At 53.9% G+C, this 20575-nt stretch carries 22 protein-coding genes and 3 pseudogenes; 16 read left to right on the top strand and 9 right to left on the bottom strand.

All coding sequences use genetic code 11. From position 1 onward, the window contains the following. The first annotated feature begins 72 nt into the window (after positions 1-72). The 4 genes from JW799_RS21820 to JW799_RS21835 all read left to right on the top strand — a co-directional run bounded on the left by JW799_RS21820 (position 73) and on the right by JW799_RS21835 (position 3460). Positions 73-768 carry a response regulator transcription factor gene (locus tag JW799_RS21820; RefSeq protein ID WP_080839423.1) on the top strand — a complete coding sequence of 232 codons (696 nt, stop codon included), beginning with the start codon at positions 73-75 and terminating at the stop codon, positions 766-768. A gap of 3 nt (positions 769-771) precedes the next feature. Further along, positions 772-1707, top strand: coding sequence for a sensor histidine kinase (locus tag JW799_RS21825; protein WP_205431689.1), 936 nt, complete (start codon positions 772-774; stop codon positions 1705-1707). A 138-nt stretch (positions 1708-1845) separates the two neighbouring features. Next, a complete protein-coding gene (locus JW799_RS21830) occupies positions 1846-2769 on the top strand; it encodes an ABC transporter ATP-binding protein (protein WP_080839428.1) in 924 nt (307 codons plus the stop codon). After that, a complete protein-coding gene (locus JW799_RS21835) occupies positions 2762-3460 on the top strand; it encodes an ABC transporter permease (RefSeq protein ID WP_205431690.1) in 699 nt (232 codons plus the stop codon). Before JW799_RS21830 ends, JW799_RS21835 begins: the two co-directional genes overlap by 8 nt. 249 nt (positions 3461-3709) lie before the next feature. Here JW799_RS21835 and JW799_RS21840 read toward each other — a convergent pair. Beyond that, a pseudogene (locus JW799_RS21840) lies at positions 3710-4122 on the bottom strand (DUF817 family protein); the annotation flags it as partial. A 352-nt stretch (positions 4123-4474) separates the two neighbouring features. Between JW799_RS21840 and JW799_RS21845 the strand changes: the two are divergent. Beyond that, positions 4475-4800, top strand: a pseudogene (locus JW799_RS21845) (DUF2975 domain-containing protein). A 10-nt stretch (positions 4801-4810) separates the two neighbouring features. Further along, on the top strand, positions 4811-5029 hold the full coding sequence (locus tag JW799_RS21850) for a helix-turn-helix domain-containing protein (protein WP_080839434.1): 219 nt from the start codon (positions 4811-4813) through the stop codon (positions 5027-5029). On the opposite strand, the gene JW799_RS21855 is transcribed toward JW799_RS21850, so the two are convergent. Continuing rightward, the gene (locus JW799_RS21855; RefSeq protein ID WP_205431691.1) at positions 5018-6847 is read right to left on the bottom strand and encodes an ABC transporter substrate-binding protein; all 1830 of its coding nucleotides are present in this window, start codon (positions 6845-6847) and stop codon (positions 5018-5020) included. The two genes, JW799_RS21850 and JW799_RS21855, sit on opposite strands and share 12 nt — an antisense overlap. Positions 6848-6977: 130 nt before the next feature. On the opposite strand from JW799_RS21855, the gene JW799_RS30305 reads away from it, so the two are divergent. From JW799_RS30305 to JW799_RS28930, 4 genes are read left to right on the top strand one after another with little or no spacing between them, the layout of a single operon-like run. Then, on the top strand, positions 6978-7286 hold the full coding sequence (locus JW799_RS30305) for a non-canonical purine NTP pyrophosphatase (RefSeq protein WP_205431694.1): 309 nt from the start codon (positions 6978-6980) through the stop codon (positions 7284-7286). Beyond that, positions 7190-7582, top strand: a complete 393-nt coding sequence (locus tag JW799_RS29780) for a non-canonical purine NTP pyrophosphatase (RefSeq protein WP_205431696.1) — start codon at positions 7190-7192, stop codon at positions 7580-7582. Before JW799_RS30305 ends, JW799_RS29780 begins: the two co-directional genes overlap by 97 nt. After that, positions 7579-8148, top strand: coding sequence for a DMT family transporter (locus JW799_RS28925; protein WP_240353372.1), 570 nt, complete (start codon positions 7579-7581; stop codon positions 8146-8148). The genes JW799_RS29780 and JW799_RS28925 overlap by 4 nt, the downstream gene beginning before the upstream one ends. Continuing rightward, on the top strand, positions 8145-8600 hold the full coding sequence (locus JW799_RS28930) for a DMT family transporter (RefSeq protein WP_240353373.1): 456 nt from the start codon (positions 8145-8147) through the stop codon (positions 8598-8600). Before JW799_RS28925 ends, JW799_RS28930 begins: the two co-directional genes overlap by 4 nt. Here the strand turns inward: JW799_RS28930 and JW799_RS21875 are convergent. Continuing rightward, positions 8597-9115 (bottom strand): DUF1129 family protein, encoded by a 519-nt coding sequence (locus JW799_RS21875; RefSeq protein ID WP_240353374.1) that lies wholly within the window; start codon positions 9113-9115, stop codon positions 8597-8599. The two genes, JW799_RS28930 and JW799_RS21875, sit on opposite strands and share 4 nt — an antisense overlap. A 265-nt stretch (positions 9116-9380) precedes the next feature. Between JW799_RS21875 and JW799_RS21880 the strand changes: the two genes are divergently transcribed. The 5 genes from JW799_RS21880 to JW799_RS30315 all read left to right on the top strand — a co-directional run bounded on the left by JW799_RS21880 (position 9381) and on the right by JW799_RS30315 (position 13440). Beyond that, complete coding sequence (locus JW799_RS21880) at positions 9381-9854, top strand: ferritin-like domain-containing protein (RefSeq protein WP_245809865.1); 474 nt, start codon at positions 9381-9383, stop codon at positions 9852-9854. A gap of 395 nt (positions 9855-10249) precedes the next feature. Next, on the top strand, positions 10250-10852 hold the full coding sequence (locus JW799_RS30310; RefSeq protein ID WP_420830679.1) for a DUF6431 domain-containing protein: 603 nt from the start codon (positions 10250-10252) through the stop codon (positions 10850-10852). Positions 10853-11024: 172 nt separating this feature from the next. Further along, positions 11025-12407, top strand: a complete 1383-nt coding sequence (locus tag JW799_RS21885) for a DDE-type integrase/transposase/recombinase (protein WP_080832306.1) — start codon at positions 11025-11027, stop codon at positions 12405-12407. Next, positions 12404-13102 carry an ExeA family protein gene (locus tag JW799_RS21890; RefSeq protein WP_205428197.1) on the top strand — a complete coding sequence of 233 codons (699 nt, stop codon included), beginning with the start codon at positions 12404-12406 and terminating at the stop codon, positions 13100-13102. Before JW799_RS21885 ends, JW799_RS21890 begins: the two co-directional genes overlap by 4 nt. A 116-nt stretch (positions 13103-13218) precedes the next feature. Then, positions 13219-13440 carry a DUF5348 domain-containing protein gene (locus JW799_RS30315; RefSeq protein WP_176220599.1) on the top strand — a complete coding sequence of 74 codons (222 nt, stop codon included), beginning with the start codon at positions 13219-13221 and terminating at the stop codon, positions 13438-13440. A gap of 136 nt (positions 13441-13576) precedes the next feature. Here JW799_RS30315 and JW799_RS21900 read toward each other — a convergent pair. After that, positions 13577-14155: pseudogene (locus tag JW799_RS21900) on the bottom strand (IS110 family transposase); the annotation flags it as partial. Positions 14156-14422: 267 nt separating this feature from the next. Here JW799_RS21900 and JW799_RS21905 point away from each other — a divergent pair. Next, positions 14423-15286: a copper amine oxidase N-terminal domain-containing protein gene (locus JW799_RS21905; protein ID WP_338026313.1), complete on the top strand. Its 864-nt coding sequence runs from the start codon at positions 14423-14425 to the stop codon at positions 15284-15286. Positions 15287-15922: 636 nt separating this feature from the next. Here JW799_RS21905 and JW799_RS21910 read toward each other — a convergent pair. The 5 genes from JW799_RS21910 to JW799_RS21930 form a co-directional block, all read right to left on the bottom strand. Then, entirely contained in the window at positions 15923-17272 is a 1350-nt protein-coding gene (locus JW799_RS21910) for a hemolysin family protein (protein WP_080839450.1), read from the bottom strand. Between the two features lie 373 nt (positions 17273-17645). Beyond that, the gene (locus JW799_RS21915) at positions 17646-18002 is read right to left on the bottom strand and encodes a DUF3502 domain-containing protein (RefSeq protein WP_139787293.1); all 357 of its coding nucleotides are present in this window, start codon (positions 18000-18002) and stop codon (positions 17646-17648) included. Between the two features lie 238 nt (positions 18003-18240). After that, a complete protein-coding gene (locus JW799_RS21920) occupies positions 18241-18642 on the bottom strand; it encodes an ATP-binding protein (RefSeq protein ID WP_205431698.1) in 402 nt (133 codons plus the stop codon). Then, positions 18639-19856, bottom strand: coding sequence for a histidine kinase dimerization/phospho-acceptor domain-containing protein (locus JW799_RS21925; RefSeq protein ID WP_205431700.1), 1218 nt, complete (start codon positions 19854-19856; stop codon positions 18639-18641). The genes JW799_RS21920 and JW799_RS21925 overlap by 4 nt, the downstream gene beginning before the upstream one ends. Then, a complete protein-coding gene (locus JW799_RS21930) occupies positions 19853-20554 on the bottom strand; it encodes a response regulator transcription factor (RefSeq protein ID WP_080839455.1) in 702 nt (233 codons plus the stop codon). The genes JW799_RS21925 and JW799_RS21930 overlap by 4 nt, the downstream gene beginning before the upstream one ends. Positions 20555-20575 lie beyond the last annotated feature (21 nt).

Below are 20575 nucleotides of genomic sequence, written 5' to 3' on the forward strand. Positions count from 1 at the left end.
CCGCGACAGGAAAATGCCTGTATAATAAACAGGACGAACATTAACAAGCCTTGCGTTGGGGGAACTTGACTTATGCCGAAACGAATACTGCTTGCCGAGGACGACAGGGAGATCAGCCAGTTGATCGAAAGTCATTTGAAGCGGGAGAACTACGCCGTTTTTACGGCGCATGACGGAGAGGAAGCCGCTGCTCTTTTTCAACAGGAGAAATTCGATTTGATCCTGCTCGATTTGATGCTTCCCAAAGTAACCGGCATGGATTTGCTGAAACGAATTCGGGAAACGAGCGTCGTCCCCGTCCTGATTATTTCGGCAAAAGGAAGCGATCTCGACAAGGCGCTCGGACTGGGCTTCGGCGCGGACGATTATGTAAGCAAGCCGTTCTCCATGATCGAATTGACCGCTCGTGTCCAGGCTGCCATCCGCAGGGCCACGCAGTATATCCGGCCGGAAAACGAGCCGGCCGTCCATACGCTTCAGTTCAAGGATCTCGTTCTCGATATGCATGCGTTTTCCGCGCAAGTCGGGGGACGAACGGTACAGCTCACATCCAAGGAATTTCACATTATGAAGCTGTTTCTGACCCGTCAGGGCAGAGTGTTCACCAAGGAGCAAATTTATCAATTGATTTGGGAAGACGATTATTACGGGAATGAAAACGTCATTAACGTGCATATCCGGAGACTTCGGGAAAAAATCGAAGAGGATCCGTCGAACCCCCGGTACATTCGGACCGTTTGGGGAATCGGATATAAAATGGGCGAGTAGGCGATGGCGATCATTTTATACGTCCTCATCGGCGTTTTGGCTGCAATCGTCGGGTGGCAATGGGTTTCGGGAAAAAAAAGGAGCCGCCGCCTCCGGGACATTACGGATAAAATCGGCGACATCCTGGACCGGGAGACGGCCGAGAAGGTGCTTTTCCAAACAGGCCAGGCCGACCTTCGGCTTTTGCTCGTCCAGATCAATCGTTTGCTGGATCACAACCGGAAGATCATGGCGGATTACGCCCGAACGAAGGACAGTCTGCGGAAAATGATCTCCAACATGTCCCACGATTTGAAAACCCCCCTGACCGTCATTCTGGGGTATGCGGAAAAACTGAATCAGGAAATCCCGATGAGCGAAGAAGAAAAGAAGCAGACCGTGTCGAGGCTGAACGAGAAAGTGAACGGACTGATTGCTTTGGTCAATCAGTTTTTCGACCTTGTCAAAATCGAATCGGATGATTACGAAATCCCTTTAAGCAAACTAGCCCTCAACGAAGTCTGCCGGCAAAGCGTGCTCGAGTTTTACGATCTGCTGGTCTCGAAAAATCTTCAGGTCGAGCTCGAAATCCCGGAACGGCCCATCTACATTCTCGGCAACGAGCACGCGCTGCAGCGAATTCTCGGCAATCTGATTTCCAATTCGATCCGGTACGGAAGCGACGGGGGCGTTTTTGGCTTGACGCTTCGCGAAGAAGGGGAATTCGTTGCCGTCGACGTTTGGGACCGGGGGAAAGGCATAACCGAGGCGCACCAGGACCGCGTATTCGAAAGACTTTATACGTTGGATGACGCCCGGAACCCGCAGTTCCAAGGAAGCGGTCTCGGCCTCAGCATTACCAAGCGCCTGACGGAGCAAATGAAGGGGACGATTCGGCTGAGCAGCTCGCCGCATGAGAAAACGACGTTTACCTGCACATTTAAACAATTGACTTTTTAAAAACGCCCGGGAGATGTTCCGACGAACATCTCTTTTTCGTAAGAAACATGTAAGGAATGAGAAAGAAAAATCTTCATTCTCCGCATTAAGATAAAGAAAACCGAAAGAAACGAATTGAAATCGCAGGAGGCTCGGCTCATGAGCGACATCGTTCGGACTTACGAACTTACGAAAACAGCAAAAGGGAAAACGATCGTATCGAATGTAAATCTTCGGGTAAAAAAAGGCGAGATCTACGGTTTGCTCGGACCGAACGGCGCCGGGAAGACGACGATCATGAAAATGATCGCGGGACTCGTCCTGCCCACTTCCGGAGAGATTGAGCTGTTCGGAAAAAAACTCGCCGAAACCGCCAAAGAAGGGTTGAAACGGGTCGGCAGCATTATCGAATACCCGATCTTTTTCGAGCACTTGACGGCCATGCAAAATCTTGAGCTTCACTGCGAATATTTAGGCTTTTACGACAAAAAGGCGATTCGCGATGCGCTGGGCCTGGTCGATTTAAACGGAGTCGAACAACAGAAGGTCAAGGAATTTTCGCTGGGCATGAAGCAGCGGCTGGGCATCGCGCGGGCCGCGATCACGAAGCCGGAACTGATCGTCCTGGATGAGCCCACCAACGGCCTCGATCCGATCGGCATTAAAGACATGAGAGAATTGATTCAAACGCTGAACAAGGAATACGGCATTACGTTTCTTCTTTCCAGCCATATCCTGGGGGAAATCGAACAGGTGGCGGACCGGATCGGCGTCGTTCGGCACGGGCGATTGGCCGACGAAGTATCCATGCCGGATGTTAGACAGATGCGGACCGATTATATTGAAATCGTCGCCTCGAACGTGCAAAAATCGGTTTATTTGCTCGAACATCACCTTCGGCTTTCAAATCTGAAAATCGTACAGGACAACAAAATCCGGATTTATGACGCAAGTTTGTCCACGGGCGAGATTTCAAAACTGCTCATTACGCAAGGGATTGAAGTCGAGGAGATCCGGAAACATACGAGCACGCTCGAAGATTACTTTTATCATCGGATTCAAGGGGGAGATCGGCTTGATTAAGCTGATGGAGCTTGAATGGAGAAAATTGGAACGAAAAAAAGTCATCGGCGAATTGATCATTTATTGGGCGATCCTGACGTTTTTGCCGACGTTTTTTCTAAAAGTCGTATTTGCCGACCTCCCGACCGCCGATTTCAACCAAAGCTATTCCAATGCCATGGCGCTGATGCTGCCGATTCAAATGGGGTTTGTTATGTTCGGGGCTTCTCTTATCAATCACGTATTCATCGAAGAGTATAAAAATAAAACGATCGCGCTCTCCTTCGGATACCCGATCAGCCGGAAGCGGCTGGTCACGGCGAAAGCGATGTTTATCGTTTCGGCGGTTTTCATCTGCACGGTTATCTCTTTCGCGCTTGCCGGCATCGCAACCTACGCGCTCGATCGGGCGCTGGGCGTGATTGCCGGGGAACCCTCGTTGGCCGACATTGCGGTCTATGCGTTTCGGGCGATTATTCATTCCCTCGTTGTCGCTCTTTCTTCCCTGATTCCGCTATTTTGCTTCGGGCTTTGGCGGAGGGCGGTCGTCCCGACGGTCATTTTCGCCGTCGCCATCATTCAGCTTCCAACCTTGCTCAATCTGATTCAAATTTCGGTGAATCCGGATGCGATGTACGCGACTCTCTGTCTATTGGGGCTTGTGAGTGCATACTTGTCCGTTCTGACGGTGAACACATTAGGGGATTTGTAATCGACTTTGTTTGAAAAACCGTCCCGCGTTGGGGGCGGATTTTTTTTCGGGAACCTTTACAAGAAGGTTTCAGTGTAGTGCAAAATGATCGCTGATTCCCTCCCGCGAGGGAGAAAACCAGGCCGCCGGGCGACGAAGGCCTGGTTTTCTTTTTTCCGTACGATGCGGAGAAGTTTATGAGCCGTCGCTGCAATCGCAACTAACGAGACCAAATCCAGAAGCTCCGCCGCACCACGCTCATCGACGAAGCTACCCTCTTAGAAAGGAAGCGCGGCTTTCCTGTTCTGCCGCAGGGCGCTGTTTCTTGACCTGCTTCAACGCGGCGACGATCAGGAAGCCGACGATGACGAGAAGAAGCCATGAACTGACCTGGCCGAAATGAACGAGACGCCAGGCGCCGGATTGATTCGGGTACTCCCACGCGCGAAAAAAGGTGGCGACATTCTCCGCGATCCAAATAAAGAAGCCGATCAGCACGAAAGAGAGGGCGAACGGCATTCGGTAGCGGCGACTACCGACCTCGTAGGTCACCCATGTTCGCCAAAATACGACCAGCACCAAGGCCGACAGCCACCAGCGAACGTCGATCCAAAAATGATGGGTGAAGAAATTCAGGTAGATGGAAGCCGCAAACGCCACCTTCTTGCGGTAAAGTAGGGCCAGGCGGCAACCGGGAACGTCAAACCATTTCGGATGCAAGTGAAGTATCGCACAATTGAAAGCGTTGTCATTTGACGAATTTTTAGGCTTGGCTGAAGAATTTACTGAATTTTCCCAGGCATCAGCGATAAAGAATAAATATTTATTGTAAATCGATAAATTTCGTGTTACATTCAAAGGGACCATTCCCGATGCGAGGTGTTTTTGATGAAACCGGAAACTCTTTTTTTGAAAATCGCCGTTGTTCTGATTGCCATCCCCGTCCTTGCCTTGTGCATCTTCGGGCTGCCCAGGTTCGCTTATGAAACGGCGGATTATTTTCCGGCTTATTGGCTGTATCCCGCTATAACCGGCATGTACGTTTCGGCGATTCCGTTTTTCGTTGCCTTGTATCAGGCTCTGCGGCTTTTAACCTATATCGACAAGAACGACGCGTTCTCGGATTTATCGTCAAGGCCTTAAAAACGATCAAACGCTGCGCCATCCTCATCACGATCTTGTATGTCGCCATCCTGCCGTTCCTGTACCTCATGGCGGATCAAGACGACGCCCCGGGAATCGTGGCGATCGGGTTGGTCATTACGTTCGGTTCGATCGTGATTGCCGTCTTTGCCGCCGTTCTTCAGAAGCTGCTGCAAAATGCCATCGATATCAAATCCGAGAACGATCTAACGGTCTGAGGTGAAAAATATGGCCATTATCATCAATATTGACGTGATGCTGGCGAAAAGGAAAATGAGCGTAACCGAGCTTTCGGAGCGGATCGGAATCACGATGGCGAACCTTTCGATATTGAAAAACGGGAAGGCAAAAGCGATCCGGCTTTCGACTCTGGAGGCCATTTGCAAAGCGCTGGATTGCCAACCCGGGGACATTCTGGAATATCGAAGCGACGAATCATCGCCTTGACGCGAACGGTCGCAGCGCCAATCGGTAAAAATCCGCCCAACCGTAAGGATTGACCTGCACCCCGATCAGACGCTCGTCGAAATAGGTCATCTGCTTCAAATGGTACAAGAAAGCCAGCGCCGTTTCGTCGCTCAGCCACCGTTCGATTTCCCGCACAAGCCGGATGCGTTCGCCGGGTTCGGGTTCGGCTTCTGCCTCCAGCAACCTGGCATGCAGACGCTCCCGAACGGGGGAGGAGAGGTGCCTGCGCACGACATGACGGTCGTCGTACATGAGGCGCAGGAAGGAGACGACCGGATTTTCGTCCGCGACCGCGTTGGCGAGGACGAGATCCGCTTCATCGATCGCCTCGGGCCGAATAAAATCCTCATAGTCCCGTACCTCGACCTCGAGTTTGACCCCTGCGGCCGCGCATCGATCCCTCAGCCAGCGGGCGTTTCGCTCAAGGGAATCGTTCAGGATGCGGTAGGTCAGCAGCCGCAACGGCCGCTCCGGGAAAATCGGGGGAGGCCCCAACTCCGTCCGACGCTTCATGCCGTTCCGAAGCTCCGTCTCCATCTCCATCAGGCTCCATTCGGGAAAAAAGCTGCGAGCCGGACGATGCTTCCGGGGATCGAGCTCCGCGTTCATCAGGTTCGGATCGGCGGCGCGGATGAGCCAGTTCCGAAACTCGCCCGATTCCAGCGGTCCCGGTCTGTTCCGCTGAAAGGTCAAATAGGTGCAGCCGGCCTCGACCCGTTCGATGTCGGGCGGATGGCCGCTCCCCCCGTGAAGTTGAAAGGGGTGAATATACGGGATCGTCTCCCCGTCGAGCTCGGTCAGGGCCGACGGGCGATGGCTCGTTTCCGGCAATATCCACAGCTCGACCCGGTCGAGCTGGGCCCGGCCCGCGAAATAGGCGGGGAACGCCTCGAGAACGATCTGCGAGTCGCCGTTCTCCGTTACGCGAAACGGTCCGCTCCCGACCGGAAGCCTGGCGAATTCCCGAGACCGCGCCGCCGATCGGGGAAGGATCGAGGCGCGAGGCGAAGCGAGCAGCTGCGGCAACAGCCAGTACGGCCGCCGCAGCCTGATCTCGAGACCGTAAGGGCCGATCGTTCGCATCCCTGCCAAAGGCAGCTCCGTCCATTCCGTTCTTCCGAATTCCGCCGATGTCAATCGCTCAAGGGTGTACCGCGCATCTTCGGCGCGGAGCTCGGTTTTGTCGTGGAAGAGCACGCCTTTGCGCAAATAAAACGTCCAGATTCGCCCGGTGCTGTCGGATTCCCAGTAATAAGCCAGATGGGGAACAACCGTTTGGCCGTCGTCGCCGCGGCGGACGAGCGTATCGAACGCTTGCCGGACCATGTGCCACTCGGTACGGCGCAGCGTCCAGGCCGGATCGAGATTGGGCATGGCGCGGTAGAAGGGAAGACGAAGCGTGTCGGTCTGGCGGTTCTCGTCGGCGTCGATATGGTAGCCGAACCGTCCTTCCAGCCAGCGCGCAAAACGCTCGCGCATGTCTTCGCCGGCCCCGTGTTCGCCAAGCAGGCGAATCCCGTCCTGCAAACGTCCCTTGTCCGTTGCTTCCTGCGCGAGCAGCAGCACAACATCCGATCCCGAGGCGGTCAGCGCGAGCGTGGAGCGGTTGCCGCGCCCTCGCCCCGGAGACCAGGCGATCCAGCCGGCCATGCTCAAGCGGCGGAGAATCCACTTGACGTTGCGCGGGGTGCAGTGCCATACGTCGGCCAATTGATCCAAAGTCGTCTCGAGAGCTCGACCTGCTTCCAGGTCGCCGAATAGTTGCCGCAGCTTGAAGAAATGCTCTGCCAGCCTCAAAGGAGGCACCTCCGTTTAAAAAAAAGGGGAAGATCTGTCGAAAGTAGTTTACACTTTTTATTCCCCCTTTTCCAACTACAATGAGAGTGGACGAACGTTCACGCAAGGATGGAAACAGGAGGAGCAGAACATGGAAATCGTACTGACGACTTGGAATCCGGAGAAAATGCGATGGTTGTCGCAAGGGTTCGACCGCTTGTCCGTCGAAAGCAGGCCTCTGCGCCCCGGCGAAGCGGAAGACGTGGACGAAAACGGAGATACGTTTGAGGCGAACGCGCTTTTGAAGGCGCATGCCATTCCAGAAGCGGAGAACCGTATCGTCGTCGCCGAAGACTCGGGGCTGTGCGTCGATGCGCTGGGCGGGCAGCCCGGCGTCCGCACGGCCCGCTGGGCCCCGGGAGCGATGACGACCGCAGCCTCTTGCTGCTCGAGCGGCTGACGGGCGTCGAGCCTGCGCGTCGCGGCGCAGCGTTCGTAAGCGCGGTGGCCGTCCGTTTTCCCGACGGCGGCAGTTGGGCAGGCCGCGGCGAGCTGCGCGGACGGATCGCGCTCGCTCCGCGCGGCGACCGGGCGGACGGCTATGCCCGCATCTTCGAGTTGCCGGGCGGACGCACGATTGCCGAGCTCGGACCGGACGTCGTCGAGCCCCATGATCATCGCAGGCAGGCGCTGGCGCTGGCGGCGGCATGCATCGGGGAATGGCTCGCCTCGAACGGAGCGATGAGGCGGCCATGAGCACGCCGGATCGCGTTCGCGCCGGCAGCCTTGCCAACGCTTCGCCGGAAGGGCATAGAGATCGATACGTCATCGCTGTCGGCGCGGCCGTGCTGGTCACGCTCTTGTGGTCGACCTCGTATATTCTGAACAAATTCGCGTTCGAGCACGGCGTCGGACCGTTCACCTTGGCCGGCCTCCGATACGCGGTGTCGGCAGGCGCGCTGCTGCTGGCGCGCGCGATCGCGTCGCGCCGGCGAACGGCGCGGCAAGCGTCAGGACCGGCTGCGCCGGCGGAAGGAGCGCGCTCCGGCCTGCGCCCCGCGCATTATATTCTGCTCGGCGCGACCGGCTATCTGATGGCGCAAGGATTGCAGTACGCCGGCCAAATGTTCGTTACGCCGACGCAGACGAGCATGGTATTGGCAGTCGGCAATACGACGGCCCTGGTCGCGCTGGACATGATTTGGCTACGGGAAATTCGTGGCCGTTCGTCGTTTTTGGGCATCGCGGCCGCGATGGCGGGGATCGTCCTGTTTTATTACCCATGGGACTTTGGCGGGGCCATTTCAGCGGCATCCTCTTGATTCTGGCCTCTTGCGTCGGGTACGCGGTCCATCTGGCGCTATCGAGACATTTGCTGAAGACGGGCAGGGCGCAGCCGGGAGAGCTGGTCCTTGCGCCGATGGCCATAGGCGCCGCCGGCATGCTGACCGTCGGATTTGCGCTCGAAGGGGTGCCGAGCTTCTCGTGGCCGCTTGCGGGCATTCTGTTATGGCTGGGGGCGATCAACGGAGCGTTCGCCTTCTCGCTTTGGACGTGGAGCCAAAAACGGCTGCGGGCCTACGAAAGCAGCCTCATCAACAATCTGATGCTGCTGGAGGTCGCAGCCCTGGATGTGCTCGTTTTTCATCGGAGCCTGTCGGCGATCGAGCTGTCCGGACTGCTGCTGGCCGGCTTCGCCGTGATCTTCGTGCAGTTGTCCCCGCTATGGAAGCGGTCGTCCCGAAGGGGGCGAGCCGGCGCCCCGGAAGCCTAAGCTCGCCGAACGGACAGAAGACGGGCGATCGGAAGCCGATGCTTGAACCGGACGGATGGTCCCGGGACTATTTGCTTGCAAGCAGCAGCTTCGCGCCAACCAGTCCGATGACGAAAAAGCAACGAATGGATCAGGATATAAGAGCTGCAGGCCATGATGACGATCGTGGATATCCCGACTTGCGTTATCCGCTCCGACGGCCCTCCGACCCACATGGCGATGAATCCGGCCGCCGCCTGCACGAAGAAGAACCAGGTCAGCGTAATCCAGGGGACGACGAGATGGAATTGCAGCGCGCTCAAGCCCTTCATTTTAGGCAGCTGCGCGACCAATTCCTTGCAATAGGCCTCCGGATCGTCGCCGAACACGTCCCGGGCCGTCCGGCCCCGGGCTTGGGCTTCCGACAAATGCTGGGCGATCTCAAGCAATAGCTCCTCGCTTTTGGCTTCCTGCAAACGGCTGCTGCGGATATAAACGACCATGTCCTCGTAATAACGCCGGTTCTCGGGTGACATGGCTTCCCGGAGCTTGTTGTTTTCTTCGAGGGGTTCCGCCAACATTTTAACGAAAATATACGCTAAGCCCCGTGATCATGTCCGGCTTTGCGTTATTTCTACTCTAAGCTGATATAGAACGTGTTACTCGACCCAACCGGTTATTTTAACCTGTAAGTACACGGAACGTCATTTTCCCCTAATGTTAGGAACCGATATGGGCAGATGCTCATATACTTTCCTATAAACAATAAGCTGACGTTGGGAGGAGACAAAATTGTATCAAGTGCCTTCTTACTGGGGAAGTCCATACTATATGCGAGTCGATTTTGTGCCTATATGGAGCACAGAATTTCCGAAAGCAGTCCAAATGATAAAGGAAGCGGTACAAGGGGAGCGTAACGATGAGTTGTTCTACGATGAATTGATCAACCTGGCTCCCTCAAAAGAACAGGTGGCCATTATAGAAAGCATCCGTAACGATGAGCGCGGCCACAATAAAATGTATAGAGCGATGTATCGGGCTTTGACGGGACAGGAAATTGTAGGCATCAGTAGTGAGCAATATGAGCGGGTGCAATCCTATATAGAGGGTCTACAGCGGGCCTTGATGGGGGAGTTGGGTGCGGTGGAAAAATACCGCAACATCTGGTTTGGATTGCCTGCTGGCATCTATAAAGATACGGTGTATGGTATCATATTGGATGAGCTAAAGCACGCTGCAAAATATAATTATTTGATTACGTTGAATCTCAGGTAGCTATTTATAATCAATACTATTCCACATCAACTGGATGCCGAATATTATCCTTATAATCATCCACATAAAGTTGACCGTTGCTGCCTTTTACGGCGTAGAATACGTCCTCTAACTTTTTGCCGCGTGCCTTCAGTTGGGACAGTATCCAGGATTCAGGAATATGGTTGGAGTTTAGAGTTTCATGCAAAAGCTGCCCGTCTATTATGTTCGCCGCCTGACTTTATGGCGGGAAAAAGGCATGAATTCGCCATTCGGTGTGGCGGAGCCAAACCGAATAAACAGCCGACAATAGCCTAATCCCTTCTGTACAATGACGGTGGATTAGGCTATTGTCGATTAAAAAGGAAAATGCTCCCGAACCTTTGGCGAGGATCCCCGGGAGCATTCACTTCATCATGTCAAAAATACTTTATTTCGGCCTTTCTTGCAAGGCTTATTTACGCACATTCGGAAATCAATCTCCTGACGTCCAGCTCTGCTGTGAAAACTGCGGTCGGCTTCTCCATAAACACGGTCGTTATTGGCGAGGAATTGTGACGAAGCATGAGGTCATCCAGATCCCGATCTACCGTCGATATTGTCCTACCTGTAGAATAACAATCTCCCTCCTGCCGGAGTTCCTGATTCCATGGGCCCGGTATGCGACTTGGGTGCGAGAAGCGGCATTAAAGCGCAAGCACAAGGGATTCTCTTGGCGGCAGACGACAGAAAGCACAACAACTCCTGCCGTGCGTTATAGCCGCCGTACGTTGAAACGCTGGTGGGCAAGACATCTGCGCCGCGCAGCGGATGCAGCACTATGGGTTGCTGGGAAACTCGTAGCCCAGGGGGACGACACGGATATGCTCCACCTTTACCCCACCATGATGAACCCAACGCCAATGGATACATTGGATTGGCTGGACAAACTGTTACCCCGATTCATCCCCGCTGGCGCATCCAGACGGGGCTATTGGACGTTTCTAAATGCGAGGTTACCTGTAGCATCACGCTTATAAATCCCTTCAGCATCCACCGCCAAGGAGCAAGGCAAACGAAAATCGCCTCCAAAATTGCTTTAAAAATCGCCTGGACGGCAAGTTGCCCTCCTGATCCCACAAAATATGCGCCCTCCCTGGCTTCTAGCGTCTATGCGATACTCTCATAGACCACAGGGAGAGGAGATTTAGCATGGATGAGCAAGCAAGGCAGCAAGAAGCCAACTTCCGTTATGGCTTAATTGCATCACTGGTTAGCCGCAAATTGGATCCCGGAGAACAGATGGCGTTGATGCGCGAAATTGTAAGCCATGAGTATGAAACGTCGTCGGGACAGCGAAGGAGAATTAGTCTACGAACGCTTGAGCGATATTTAAAAGCGTATCGCGAAGGCGGATGGGAGGCGCTGTTGCCCTCCGTCCGAGCAGACAAACTCACGACCAGGGAAATCCCCGAGGATGTGCTTGCCAAAGCGATTGCCTTAAAGCAGGAGCAACCCGGCCGAAGCGTCAGGCAGATTATTGCGATTCTGGAACTGGCGGCATTCGTGGCCCCCGGCACCCTGAAAGAAAGCACGCTTAGCAAGCAGCTTCGCCGCCGCGGCGTCACGCGCAAAGCGTTACTGAATACGGGGTGGAGCCACTTTCGCCGGTTTGAAGCCACGCACCGAAATAGCATGTGGCAAGGCGATGTGCAGCATACCCTTTACCTTCCGCATCCGGACAAGCCCGGCAAGAAGGTCATGGCCTATCTGGTTATTTTCATTGACGATTACTCTCGCTTCGTTGTGCATGGCCAGTTCTATTTCGAGGAACGTGTGGCCCGGCTGGAGGATTGCCTGAAGAAGGCGATTTTAAAGAACGGAGTGCCGGAAATGATCTATGTCGATAACGGCGCCATCTATTCTTCACACCATTTTGAGCGGATTTGCGGGCGACTGGGGGCAGAGCTTAAGCATACTCGCCCCGGACGTCCTATGGGACGCGGGAAGCAAGAAAAGTTCTTCCGATTTGTCGACCAGAGCTTTGTGCCGGAGGCATACGACCTGATTGAACAAGGGAAGATCCAGACGCTTAACGATTTGAATCGATTCTTCTCGGCGTGGCTTGAGATTGCTTACCACCAGAAAGTCCACAACAGCTTTAAGCAGCGCCCAGTCGACCGATACCAAAAAGACGACCACCCGATTCGCATGTTGCCGCCGCATGAACTCATAGAAGTATTCTTGCTGGAGGAATCCCGCAAAGTGGACAAAACGGGATGCATCTCGCTGCTGGGCACGATATTCGAGGTCCAGACAGAGCTTGCCGGCTCGAAGATTCAGGTGCGATTCGATCCGCACGACCTGTCCGTCATCCAGGTGTGGAAGGACGGCCAGCGCTATGAAGACGCGAAGCCAATGAAGCTCCGCGATCCGAAAAACCGGCCGAAGCAGGATGAACCGAAGGCCGTCATGCAACCGCCGAAGACGGGCCTCAACTATGTGGAATTATTGGTGGAAGAACAGAAACGGCAGACCCGCGAAGCGCAAGGCGCTGCGCTTTCGCGAGCGATGAAAGAGGTGAATCGCTCATGATTCGTGGTTTCTTCGGGTGGGAGCGCGTTCCGTTCACCCGGGAGATTGAAACACGGCATCTGCACCGCTCCAAGCGATTCGAAGAATGTGTAGCACGGATGCAGTATATGGTGATGACTCGCTCGATTGGCTGCGTCACCGGTGAAATTGGCTGCGGCAAGTCGACAGCCGTTCGCTACTTGAAAGACCAACTGGATCCGAACAAGTACCGGTTTATCTATCTGTCGGATGCGAATCTGAAACCAAGGGACTTTTACCGTGAACTCCTCCACCACTTCGGCTTGCCGCCCAAGTTTCTGCGCAGCGAAGCCAAACGGCAATTCCAGCACCTCGTATGGGATTTGTACGAGAACCAGCAGAAGGTCGCCGTTATTGTCGTGGATGAAGCGCACCTGCTTTCAGGAGACATGCTGCAAGAAATACGCTTTTTGACGAATTTTCGTATGGACTCGATTTCGCCGCTTGCCCTGCTGCTCATTGGACAGCCGGAACTACAGGCCACGTTGCAACTGAGAATCTTCAAGCCGATTACACAGCGGATGAACGTGCGTTTTCATTTGGAAGGCTTGTCGCTCGAGGAGTGCCGCGATTACATCTCCCACCAATTGGAGGTTGCCGGAAGTACAGGGCCGGTGTTTACGACAGAAGCGATGGACGCCATATACGCGCATGCTCGGGGATATGCCGAGAGATAAATAACGTCTGCACCGCTGCGCTTCTGGATGCAGTGCTGCGAAAAGACAAAATGATTGATACCGTCCATGTGACGAGGATCCTAGCTGAATTTAAGGAACAGTGAGGGATGACAAATATGAATGAGATACGATTTCATGGAGATACCGAGCGTTGGAACGTGTACGATGGAGAAGAGTTGCTTTGCTCGCTACGTTGTGGTGATGCCGTGATGATTCAAGTAGGAAAGCACTTCTTGCCATCCAACCTTGAGCTCGATACGGACTGGTACGTGAAGTTTGGAAATTCGAAGTTCTGGCTCCACCGACATGCCAAGTACCGCGTCCGACCGCTGTTCTAACTGCTCTTCGGAGCAGTTTTTTTACGCCGACAAACAAAGGCGAAATATAATTGTCTCCGAAACGGCGGTGAGGAAAGCAAAAAGCCACCGTCATTGGCGGTTCCGAATCTACCGTCAATTAAAGTGGCTGATGACACTGTTCCAATTCAGCAAGATGCTCCTGGTATTGAAGGATTAGGGTTATAAGCATCCTTAAATTAACAAGGTGGCTCGAATACATAGTATGTTTGAACGGGTTTTTTTTAGCCGCTTCCAGAAGCCTTTGAGCACGTTCATCAATCCAAGCGTCAGAACGCCCCCGCCTTGAAGAAAGCAGGGAGGAAATGCTGGATTTGAGCAGTGTCACGTCAGTCTGTAAAACCATTTGTGAAGTGGGGAGCTGGCTTAAGAACTGAAGCGATACTTTAGAGTAAATGGCTCCGAGCACGCCCTTATATTCAGGAAAAACCTGATCTTGGACCGCTTGGAATTGCAATTTCGTTTGGACGCACATGTTCGACAGGGCTTCGTGTTGACGTGTTAAATAGCGCAAATTAAGCAGTTGAACTCCTCTTTTTCGAAAGTTCTGAAACTCCTCTTTGTAATACAATTCACCTAGAAGGTAAGCGTCCGCGGCATCCGTCTTCACCTTGCGAAGATTTGTTTTTCTTAATCGATTGGAGATCAGCGGATTAATGACGATGTATGGGTACCGGTGTTCCTCCAGGTACGGGATCTGAGTCCCAACCAGCCTCAAACATGGTAGTAACAAGTAGGGGGTGAACATTATAGCTGACGGGATCAGGTCCCACGGGCAGGTACGTTCGACCCGGCTACCCACAATCGTCGACCCTAAATAAAAAAGGATCAACCAGTAATAACTGGCTGACCTCATAATACGAAAGGGCAGATTTGCTCAATAAAGGATGTGGATGTACTTTAGGCCGCAACAACTTTAACCACACCTTCAACGTCTAACCATAAGAAATACATCAGATAAGGAGTGAACGTTTTGAAAAAGCTTATCTCTGCAGTTGCCGCGCTATGCCTTCTGATCTTCGCATCATCCGTTTACGCCGCCGAACCCGTGAAAATACTTATGAAAAATCAAGACGATGCCACAACGATCGCCATTTCCTCCGATGTAAGTCCCGATATGAAGAATAACCGAACTATGGTACCTCTACGTGTTATCAGTGAAAATCTGGGAGCTACGGTCAACTGGTTGGATTCGGCAGTCGTGCTCACAAAAAGCAATGTGGAGGTAATTTTACAGCTGAATAGCAATAAGGCAGTCATAAATGGTAAAACGGTGCTGTTTGATGCTAAACCCTATCTAAAGAATAATCGCACGATGGTTCCGCTTCGTTTTATTGCAGAGGCGTTCGGTTCCGATGTCAGTTATAGTAACAATGCAGTAACCGTCGAAACCAAGCCATTGATTATCGATGGTGTGACGGTGAAAGCATTGCAACAAGAATACTACCTGACTATGGGCAGCGTAGTAAATCAAATCAATGGGAATAGCTATAATGAAGTAATATATAATATTTTTGTAGAAAACAAAGGCAAGAAGGTTGAAGCACCTTCTAATTTATCCCCGAGTAGTCTCCCCAACTCTGGTGACTACTATAAAGCTGGACAATATGACTTTTTAGACCTAGAAGGGGACAGCATCAAACGTTTTGACATTTATTCTTTAGCTAGATCCCTACCAGTTGATGGGGATCCTGAAGTTTTGATTTATGAAGGGAATGAAAACCAATGGTATAGGTTTAACTACGCCGCAAGTCTAGAGATATTGCAATTAATTGATACAGCCTCAAAGAACGGGTTTCTAAAGCAGATCAGCAATACTGCTCCGTAAAGGGTACGACAGCTTAATAACCCAAGAAAACGAGGCTGCCGATGGGATTGATCAGCGGCCTTTGTTGCGCTCCCTCGGTAAAATGTAGTTTTCTCACGAATGCTCGCAGTAGTCGGTAAAGAGCGCCCCGCGGACCTCGACCGCTAGGTGGGGGCTATTTGACGCTTACCTATATGATTGAGGGCGCATTTGTGTCAAACCCTTTATTGAGGGGTCATTGGGGAGTGATTTGTGTCATTAGACAAAAATACGAGAAAGAAGCAATTGGTCGGAGTCCTTCGACACATACCGACATATGTATAAAATACGGGTTTTGTGAAAAAGATTATATACCTTGAAGCTCTCCTCAAATCTTCCTAGCCACAATGAAATATTCCTGAGAACTTTTCTTCAAGCAATCCGTTTCGATAATTGAAAAATTCCCTTTCTCAATTGTATCGACCAAATGACGATTGTTTTTTTAATAATACATATTTATTATTATGTAAACTATTAACGGCGGATTTCTCGCCGAAATCGTTGAACGAACCGGAATGGGCGCTTATTTGAACGTTACGGTCTAACGAATAAAACAGGGCCGCGACGCCGTTCGACCATTTGGGATCGATCAGTGTCGCGGCCCTGTTACGCAAAAAGCTACTCCTCGCGCCCGGCGCCTTCGTCGGCCGCCGCCTCATTCCCAGCCGCCGCGCCGGCGATTCTGAAGGCCGCCAGCTTGCGGATCCGGCGCTGGCCGACTTCGCGGACGGCGAACGTATAGCCGCCGTAATCGAACTGCGGCTTCTCCTGATTGGTCGGAATCCGCTTCAGCTGGCCGACCATGAATCCGCCGAGCGTATCGAACTCCTCTACCGGCAAGCGAATGCCAAGCACATCCTGAGCATCGTCGAGAGACATCGTGCCGCTGAACAGATAGCTGCCTTCCTCGATCTCCTCGAAATCAAGCTCGTCGTCGTCATGCTCGTCGTAAATATTGCCGACGATCTCTTCCAGCAAATCCTCCATCGTCACGATCCCGGCCGTGCCGCCGTATTCGTCGACGACAATCGCCATATGGACGCGGTTCTGCTGCAGTTCTTCGAACAGAACGTTCGTCTTCTTCGATGCCGGAATGAAGTAAGCGGTATTCACGAGCTCCAGCAAGTTCCACGGACGATCGTCTTCGTTTCGCATGTAGCGGATCAAGTCCTTGATGTGCAAAATGCCGATGACGTTGTCAATGGACTCCTCGTATACGGGATAGCGCGTATATTGCTCGTTCGCCGCCAGGTCCGCCACCGTTTGCCGGTCGGCATCGATCGGGATCGCCAGCACGTCGGTCCGATGCGTCATAATGTCGGACACGGTCATATTGTCAAAATCGAAAATATTGTTGATCATCAGCTTTTCGCTGGCCTGGATCGTCCCCCGCTCCGTTCCGGTATCCAGCATCATCCGGATTTCTTCCTCGGACACCTCTTCGTCGTTGGCATTCGGATCGATGCCGAACAAGCGGACGAGCATATTGGTCGAGGCCGTCAGCAGCTTCACGAACGGAGCCGTTATTTTCGAAAGAACGTATAGCGTATCGGCCGCAAACATGGCCATGGCTTCCGCTTTTTTCATCGCCACGCGTTTAGGCACCAGTTCCCCGAGAACGAGTTGAAAATAGGAGAGTACCAGCGTGATGACGATCAGCGAAATCGTACTCAACACGGCCGGGGAAATCGAGACGCCCAGACCGATCAAATAATCCGCCAGGTCGCCCGCGAAGCTTTCGCCCGCAAAGGCGCTGGCGAAAAATCCGGCAAGCGTGATGCCGATCTGAATCGTCGCCAGAAATCGGCTCGGCTCGCCCAGCAAACCGACGATCCGCTTCGCTTTGCGATGGCCCTGCTTGGCCATCAGCCGAATTTTATTGTCGTTAAGCGAAATCAGCGCAATCTCCGACGCGGCAAAAAACGCGTTAATCAAAATAAGAACAACGATGATCAATAATTCGAACAAAAGATGTCGCCCCCTCCGCTATAATTCAATCATTTGCTTTTTTCGTCGTCATGAAACGTTCGGACCGATAAGTTCGTGTTCCCGAAACTCATTTCCCCCATCTCCTGAACCCGGATTGATTTATTCTAAGCCAAGAAATAAACGAAAAGGCATAACCCGCCGTCCGGTTTGCGGACGCAGGTTATGCCTGTTATTTCTTGAATCTTATTCCATCGCATCAAGAAAACGCTGTTGCTTCGCTCAGACTCGCAGTTGCTACTGTCAGGGTCATCCGAATCATGCATGGCGCGCAAAAAACCTCTTTCCCAAAAATATAGAATTTATGATACTAGAAAAACCCGGCCTGTGTCAAATCGCTTTTTAACGAAATCCGTCAGACGTTTGTCTTTCTCCATTCGTCCAGCTGCCTTTGCTTTTCGGCAACGATCTTTTCGGCCCCCGCTTTTTTCAACTTGTCGAGAAATTCCGGCAGCGTCTTGTCGAGGTCGGACGTTCCCGAAGCCAGAAGATCCTGCCAAGCAAAAACAGAACCGCCAGATGGGCCGACTTTGTATGAAAAATCATACAAGTATCTTTTTGAAAGCGATAAATAATGGTTTTTTGTATGAAATATCATACAAAATTGTGTGCATGATCGCCTGAAGGGCTGACTTTGTATGATAAATCGTACAAATGCCTTCGCGGAAGGGGTAAATGGTGAATTTTTGTGTGAAATATCATACAAAAGCATTTGCGGAACCGCCTGAAGGACCGACTTTGCTCTTTGCAGGAGTGCTCGTATGTCATTGCGGTTACGGGAAGCCGCTATTGCGAGATTTCCCTCCATGAACAAATAACGGACTTTGGAGGCCGCTACTTAGCCGGTGCAAGGCCGGAAAGCCCCGCCCAACCAAAATAACGGTCAAGAAAGGCCGCTATTGCGAAAGATTACCGCAAATGCCGGCATGTCAGCAGCCTCTTTCGCTCGGCTATGGCTGTCGGGCGCCCGCCGCCGCAGGAAGCGAGAACGCGAACGTCACGCCGCCCCGCTCGTTGCGCGCCCCGTAACGGCTGCCGTGCAAATCGAGAATTTGCTTGACGATGGCCAGCCCGATCCCGGTTCCGCCGCTCTCGCGGTCCCGCGCTTTGTCGACGCGGTAAAATTGCGTCCAAATGCGGGGCAGCTCCTCCTGCGGTATGGGCTCGCCTTCGTTGTGAACCCGGAAAAACCATTCTCCGCCGGCCTGAAAAGCCGTCAGCGTTACCGCTCCGCCTTCCGGCGCGTGCCGAACGGCATTCGTCACCAGATTGGTCAGCACCTGGCCGATCCGGAACCGGTCCGCCGCCACTTCGATGCGGCCGTCCGCATCTTCCGTCAGCTCCAATCTCACCCGTACGCCATGCTCCGCCCGAGCGCTTCCGCCCGTTCCGCCGCCTCCTCGAGCAGCTCCGCGGCATCGAACGTCTCCAGCTTCAACCGGTACTGCCCGGCCTCGAGATGGGACAAGTCCAGCATATCGCCGACGATCGCGGACATGCGCCTAGTCTCCTCCAGGATGACGTCCGCATAGCGCTCCCGCTTCGCCCCGTCCCCGATATTGTCCCGCAAGCCTTCCGCATAGCCGCCGATCAGGCTGAGCGGCGTCTTGAGCTCGTGCGAAACGCCGGCGACGAAATCGCGCCGCATCCGCTCCAGCCGCTTCTCCCTCTCGATATCTTTGCGCAGCTTGGCGTTCGCCTCGTGCAGCTCCGACAGCGCCCGCTCCAGGTTATCCGCCAGAAAGTCGAACGTCCGCGCAAGCTCGCCGATTTCGTCCTTGCGGCGCCACCGGAAGCGATGCGAAAAATCGAGCGAAGCGAGCCTCCCGGCCAGCTCGTTCAAGGAGCGGAGCGGCTTCGTCAGCACGTGCGCATACAGGAACGCGAGAAGCGGAACGAGCACGATCGCCACGCCGAACGCGTACCCGGAAAAGTCGCGGATGACGCTTGCCGCCCCGATGACCGGCCGAAGCGATGATACGGCGAACAGCACGTTCACGGTCTGTCCCTCGGCCGCGACCGGGGCGACGACGATCAGCTGGTCCGCCCCGGCCCGGTTCTCCCCGATCCCCTTGGCGCGGTACACCAGCGTCTCCCCCTGCAGGACGACCTTGGCGAACGCTTGTTCATCCTGGCGCCACTCCTGCAGGCCAAGCATGAATTGGCGATCTTCCTCCCCGGGACCGTAGCCCGGAAGGGAAGGCCATATCGACACGCCCGGCTCCATCGCTTCGGCCTCCTCTTCGGCCGGTCTTCCTCGCCTAATGAGCATGCCGCCCTCTTCAAACGTCACCAGGGCGATCGTGGCATAGTAATCGTCCTCGAACTCGAAGAAATACGGGGGGAATCCCGCTCCGGACAACGCCGCGCCTTCCAACACGAACCGGTCCCGCACGACGTTCATTTGCGCCGCGATGTCCTTGATCTGGCGGCGCTCGTAGAACGAGGAAAAGCTTCCCGCAAGCACCAGCAGCAGTCCTCCAAGAATGAGCATGACGACCAGAAACGTAATGGCGAACAGCCGGAGCGCGACGGAGTGCTTCCAGTTTTTCACGACCGCATTCACGGCGTCACCTTCATCCGGTACCCATTGCCCCTCAGCGTCGCGATCCACTCCGCGCGGTCTCCCAGCTTCTGACGCAGCCGTTTCACGTGGGTGTCGACCGTCCGGATGTCGCCCTCGTAGTCGTACCCCCACACCGCGTTCAGCAGCATGTCGCGGCTGAGCACCCGGTTGCGGTTGCGGACGAAATGCAGCAGCAGGTCGAACTCTTTGGGCGAAAGCGTCAGCGGCTTGCCCTCAAGCGCCGCTTCCCTCGCGGTCACATCCAGCGTCAGTTCCCCCATATCCAGCCGTTCGCCGGCCGCGCCCCCGCCTTCCGCTTTTTTCGCGGCCTCCGCCCGCTTCAAGAGCGCCTTCACCTTCGCCGCCAGCACCTTCGGGCTGAACGGCTTCGTCATATAATCGTCGGCCCCGAGATCGTACCCGAGCAGCTTGTCGTCCTCTTCCGACTTGGCCGTCAGAAACACGATCGGCACGTCCGATTCGGCGCGAATCGCTTCGCACACGTCATACCCGTCCAGCCCGGGCATCAAAATATCCAAAATCACGAGATCGGGCGCTTCCTTCCGGAACGCCTCCAACGCCTTGTCGCCGCGGGCGCATTCGCGCCAGCCCAGGCCTTCCTCCTCCAAATAATCGGCGATCAATTCCCGAATCCGCCGTTCGTCCTCGACGATCAACACCTTCGGCTTCAAGCTCATCCTTCCCTTCCCCGAACCGTT

It is taken from the genome of Cohnella algarum (assembly GCF_016937515.1).
Lineage (GTDB): Bacteria > Bacillota > Bacilli > Paenibacillales > Paenibacillaceae > Cohnella > Cohnella algarum.

Bases quoted from the DNA above. Each gene is read 5' to 3' on its own strand.
- JW799_RS21825 (WP_205431689.1), top strand. From the start codon at position 772: ATGGCGATCATTTTATACGTCCTCATCGGCGTTTTGGCTGCAATCGTC.
- JW799_RS21830 (WP_080839428.1), top strand. From the start codon at position 1,846: ATGAGCGACATCGTTCGGACTTACGAACTTACGAAAACAGCAAAAGGG.
- JW799_RS21875 (WP_240353374.1), bottom strand. From the start codon at position 9,115: ATGTCACCCGAGAACCGGCGTTATTACGAGGACATGGTCGTTTATATC.
- JW799_RS30315 (WP_176220599.1), top strand. From the start codon at position 13,219: ATGAATGAGATACGATTTCATGGAGATACCGAGCGTTGGAACGTGTAC.
- JW799_RS30310 (WP_420830679.1), top strand. From the start codon at position 10,250: ATGTCAAAAATACTTTATTTCGGCCTTTCTTGCAAGGCTTATTTACGC.
- JW799_RS21930 (WP_080839455.1), bottom strand. From the start codon at position 20,554: ATGAGCTTGAAGCCGAAGGTGTTGATCGTCGAGGACGAACGGCGGATT.
- JW799_RS21890 (WP_205428197.1), top strand. From the start codon at position 12,404: ATGATTCGTGGTTTCTTCGGGTGGGAGCGCGTTCCGTTCACCCGGGAG.
- JW799_RS30305 (WP_205431694.1), top strand. From the start codon at position 6,978: ATGGAAATCGTACTGACGACTTGGAATCCGGAGAAAATGCGATGGTTG.
- JW799_RS21820 (WP_080839423.1), top strand. From the start codon at position 73: ATGCCGAAACGAATACTGCTTGCCGAGGACGACAGGGAGATCAGCCAG.
- JW799_RS21885 (WP_080832306.1), top strand. From the start codon at position 11,025: ATGGATGAGCAAGCAAGGCAGCAAGAAGCCAACTTCCGTTATGGCTTA.
- JW799_RS28925 (WP_240353372.1), top strand. From the start codon at position 7,579: ATGAGCACGCCGGATCGCGTTCGCGCCGGCAGCCTTGCCAACGCTTCG.
- JW799_RS21915 (WP_139787293.1), bottom strand. From the start codon at position 18,002: ATGCTTTTGTATGATATTTCACACAAAAATTCACCATTTACCCCTTCC.
- JW799_RS21850 (WP_080839434.1), top strand. From the start codon at position 4,811: ATGGCCATTATCATCAATATTGACGTGATGCTGGCGAAAAGGAAAATG.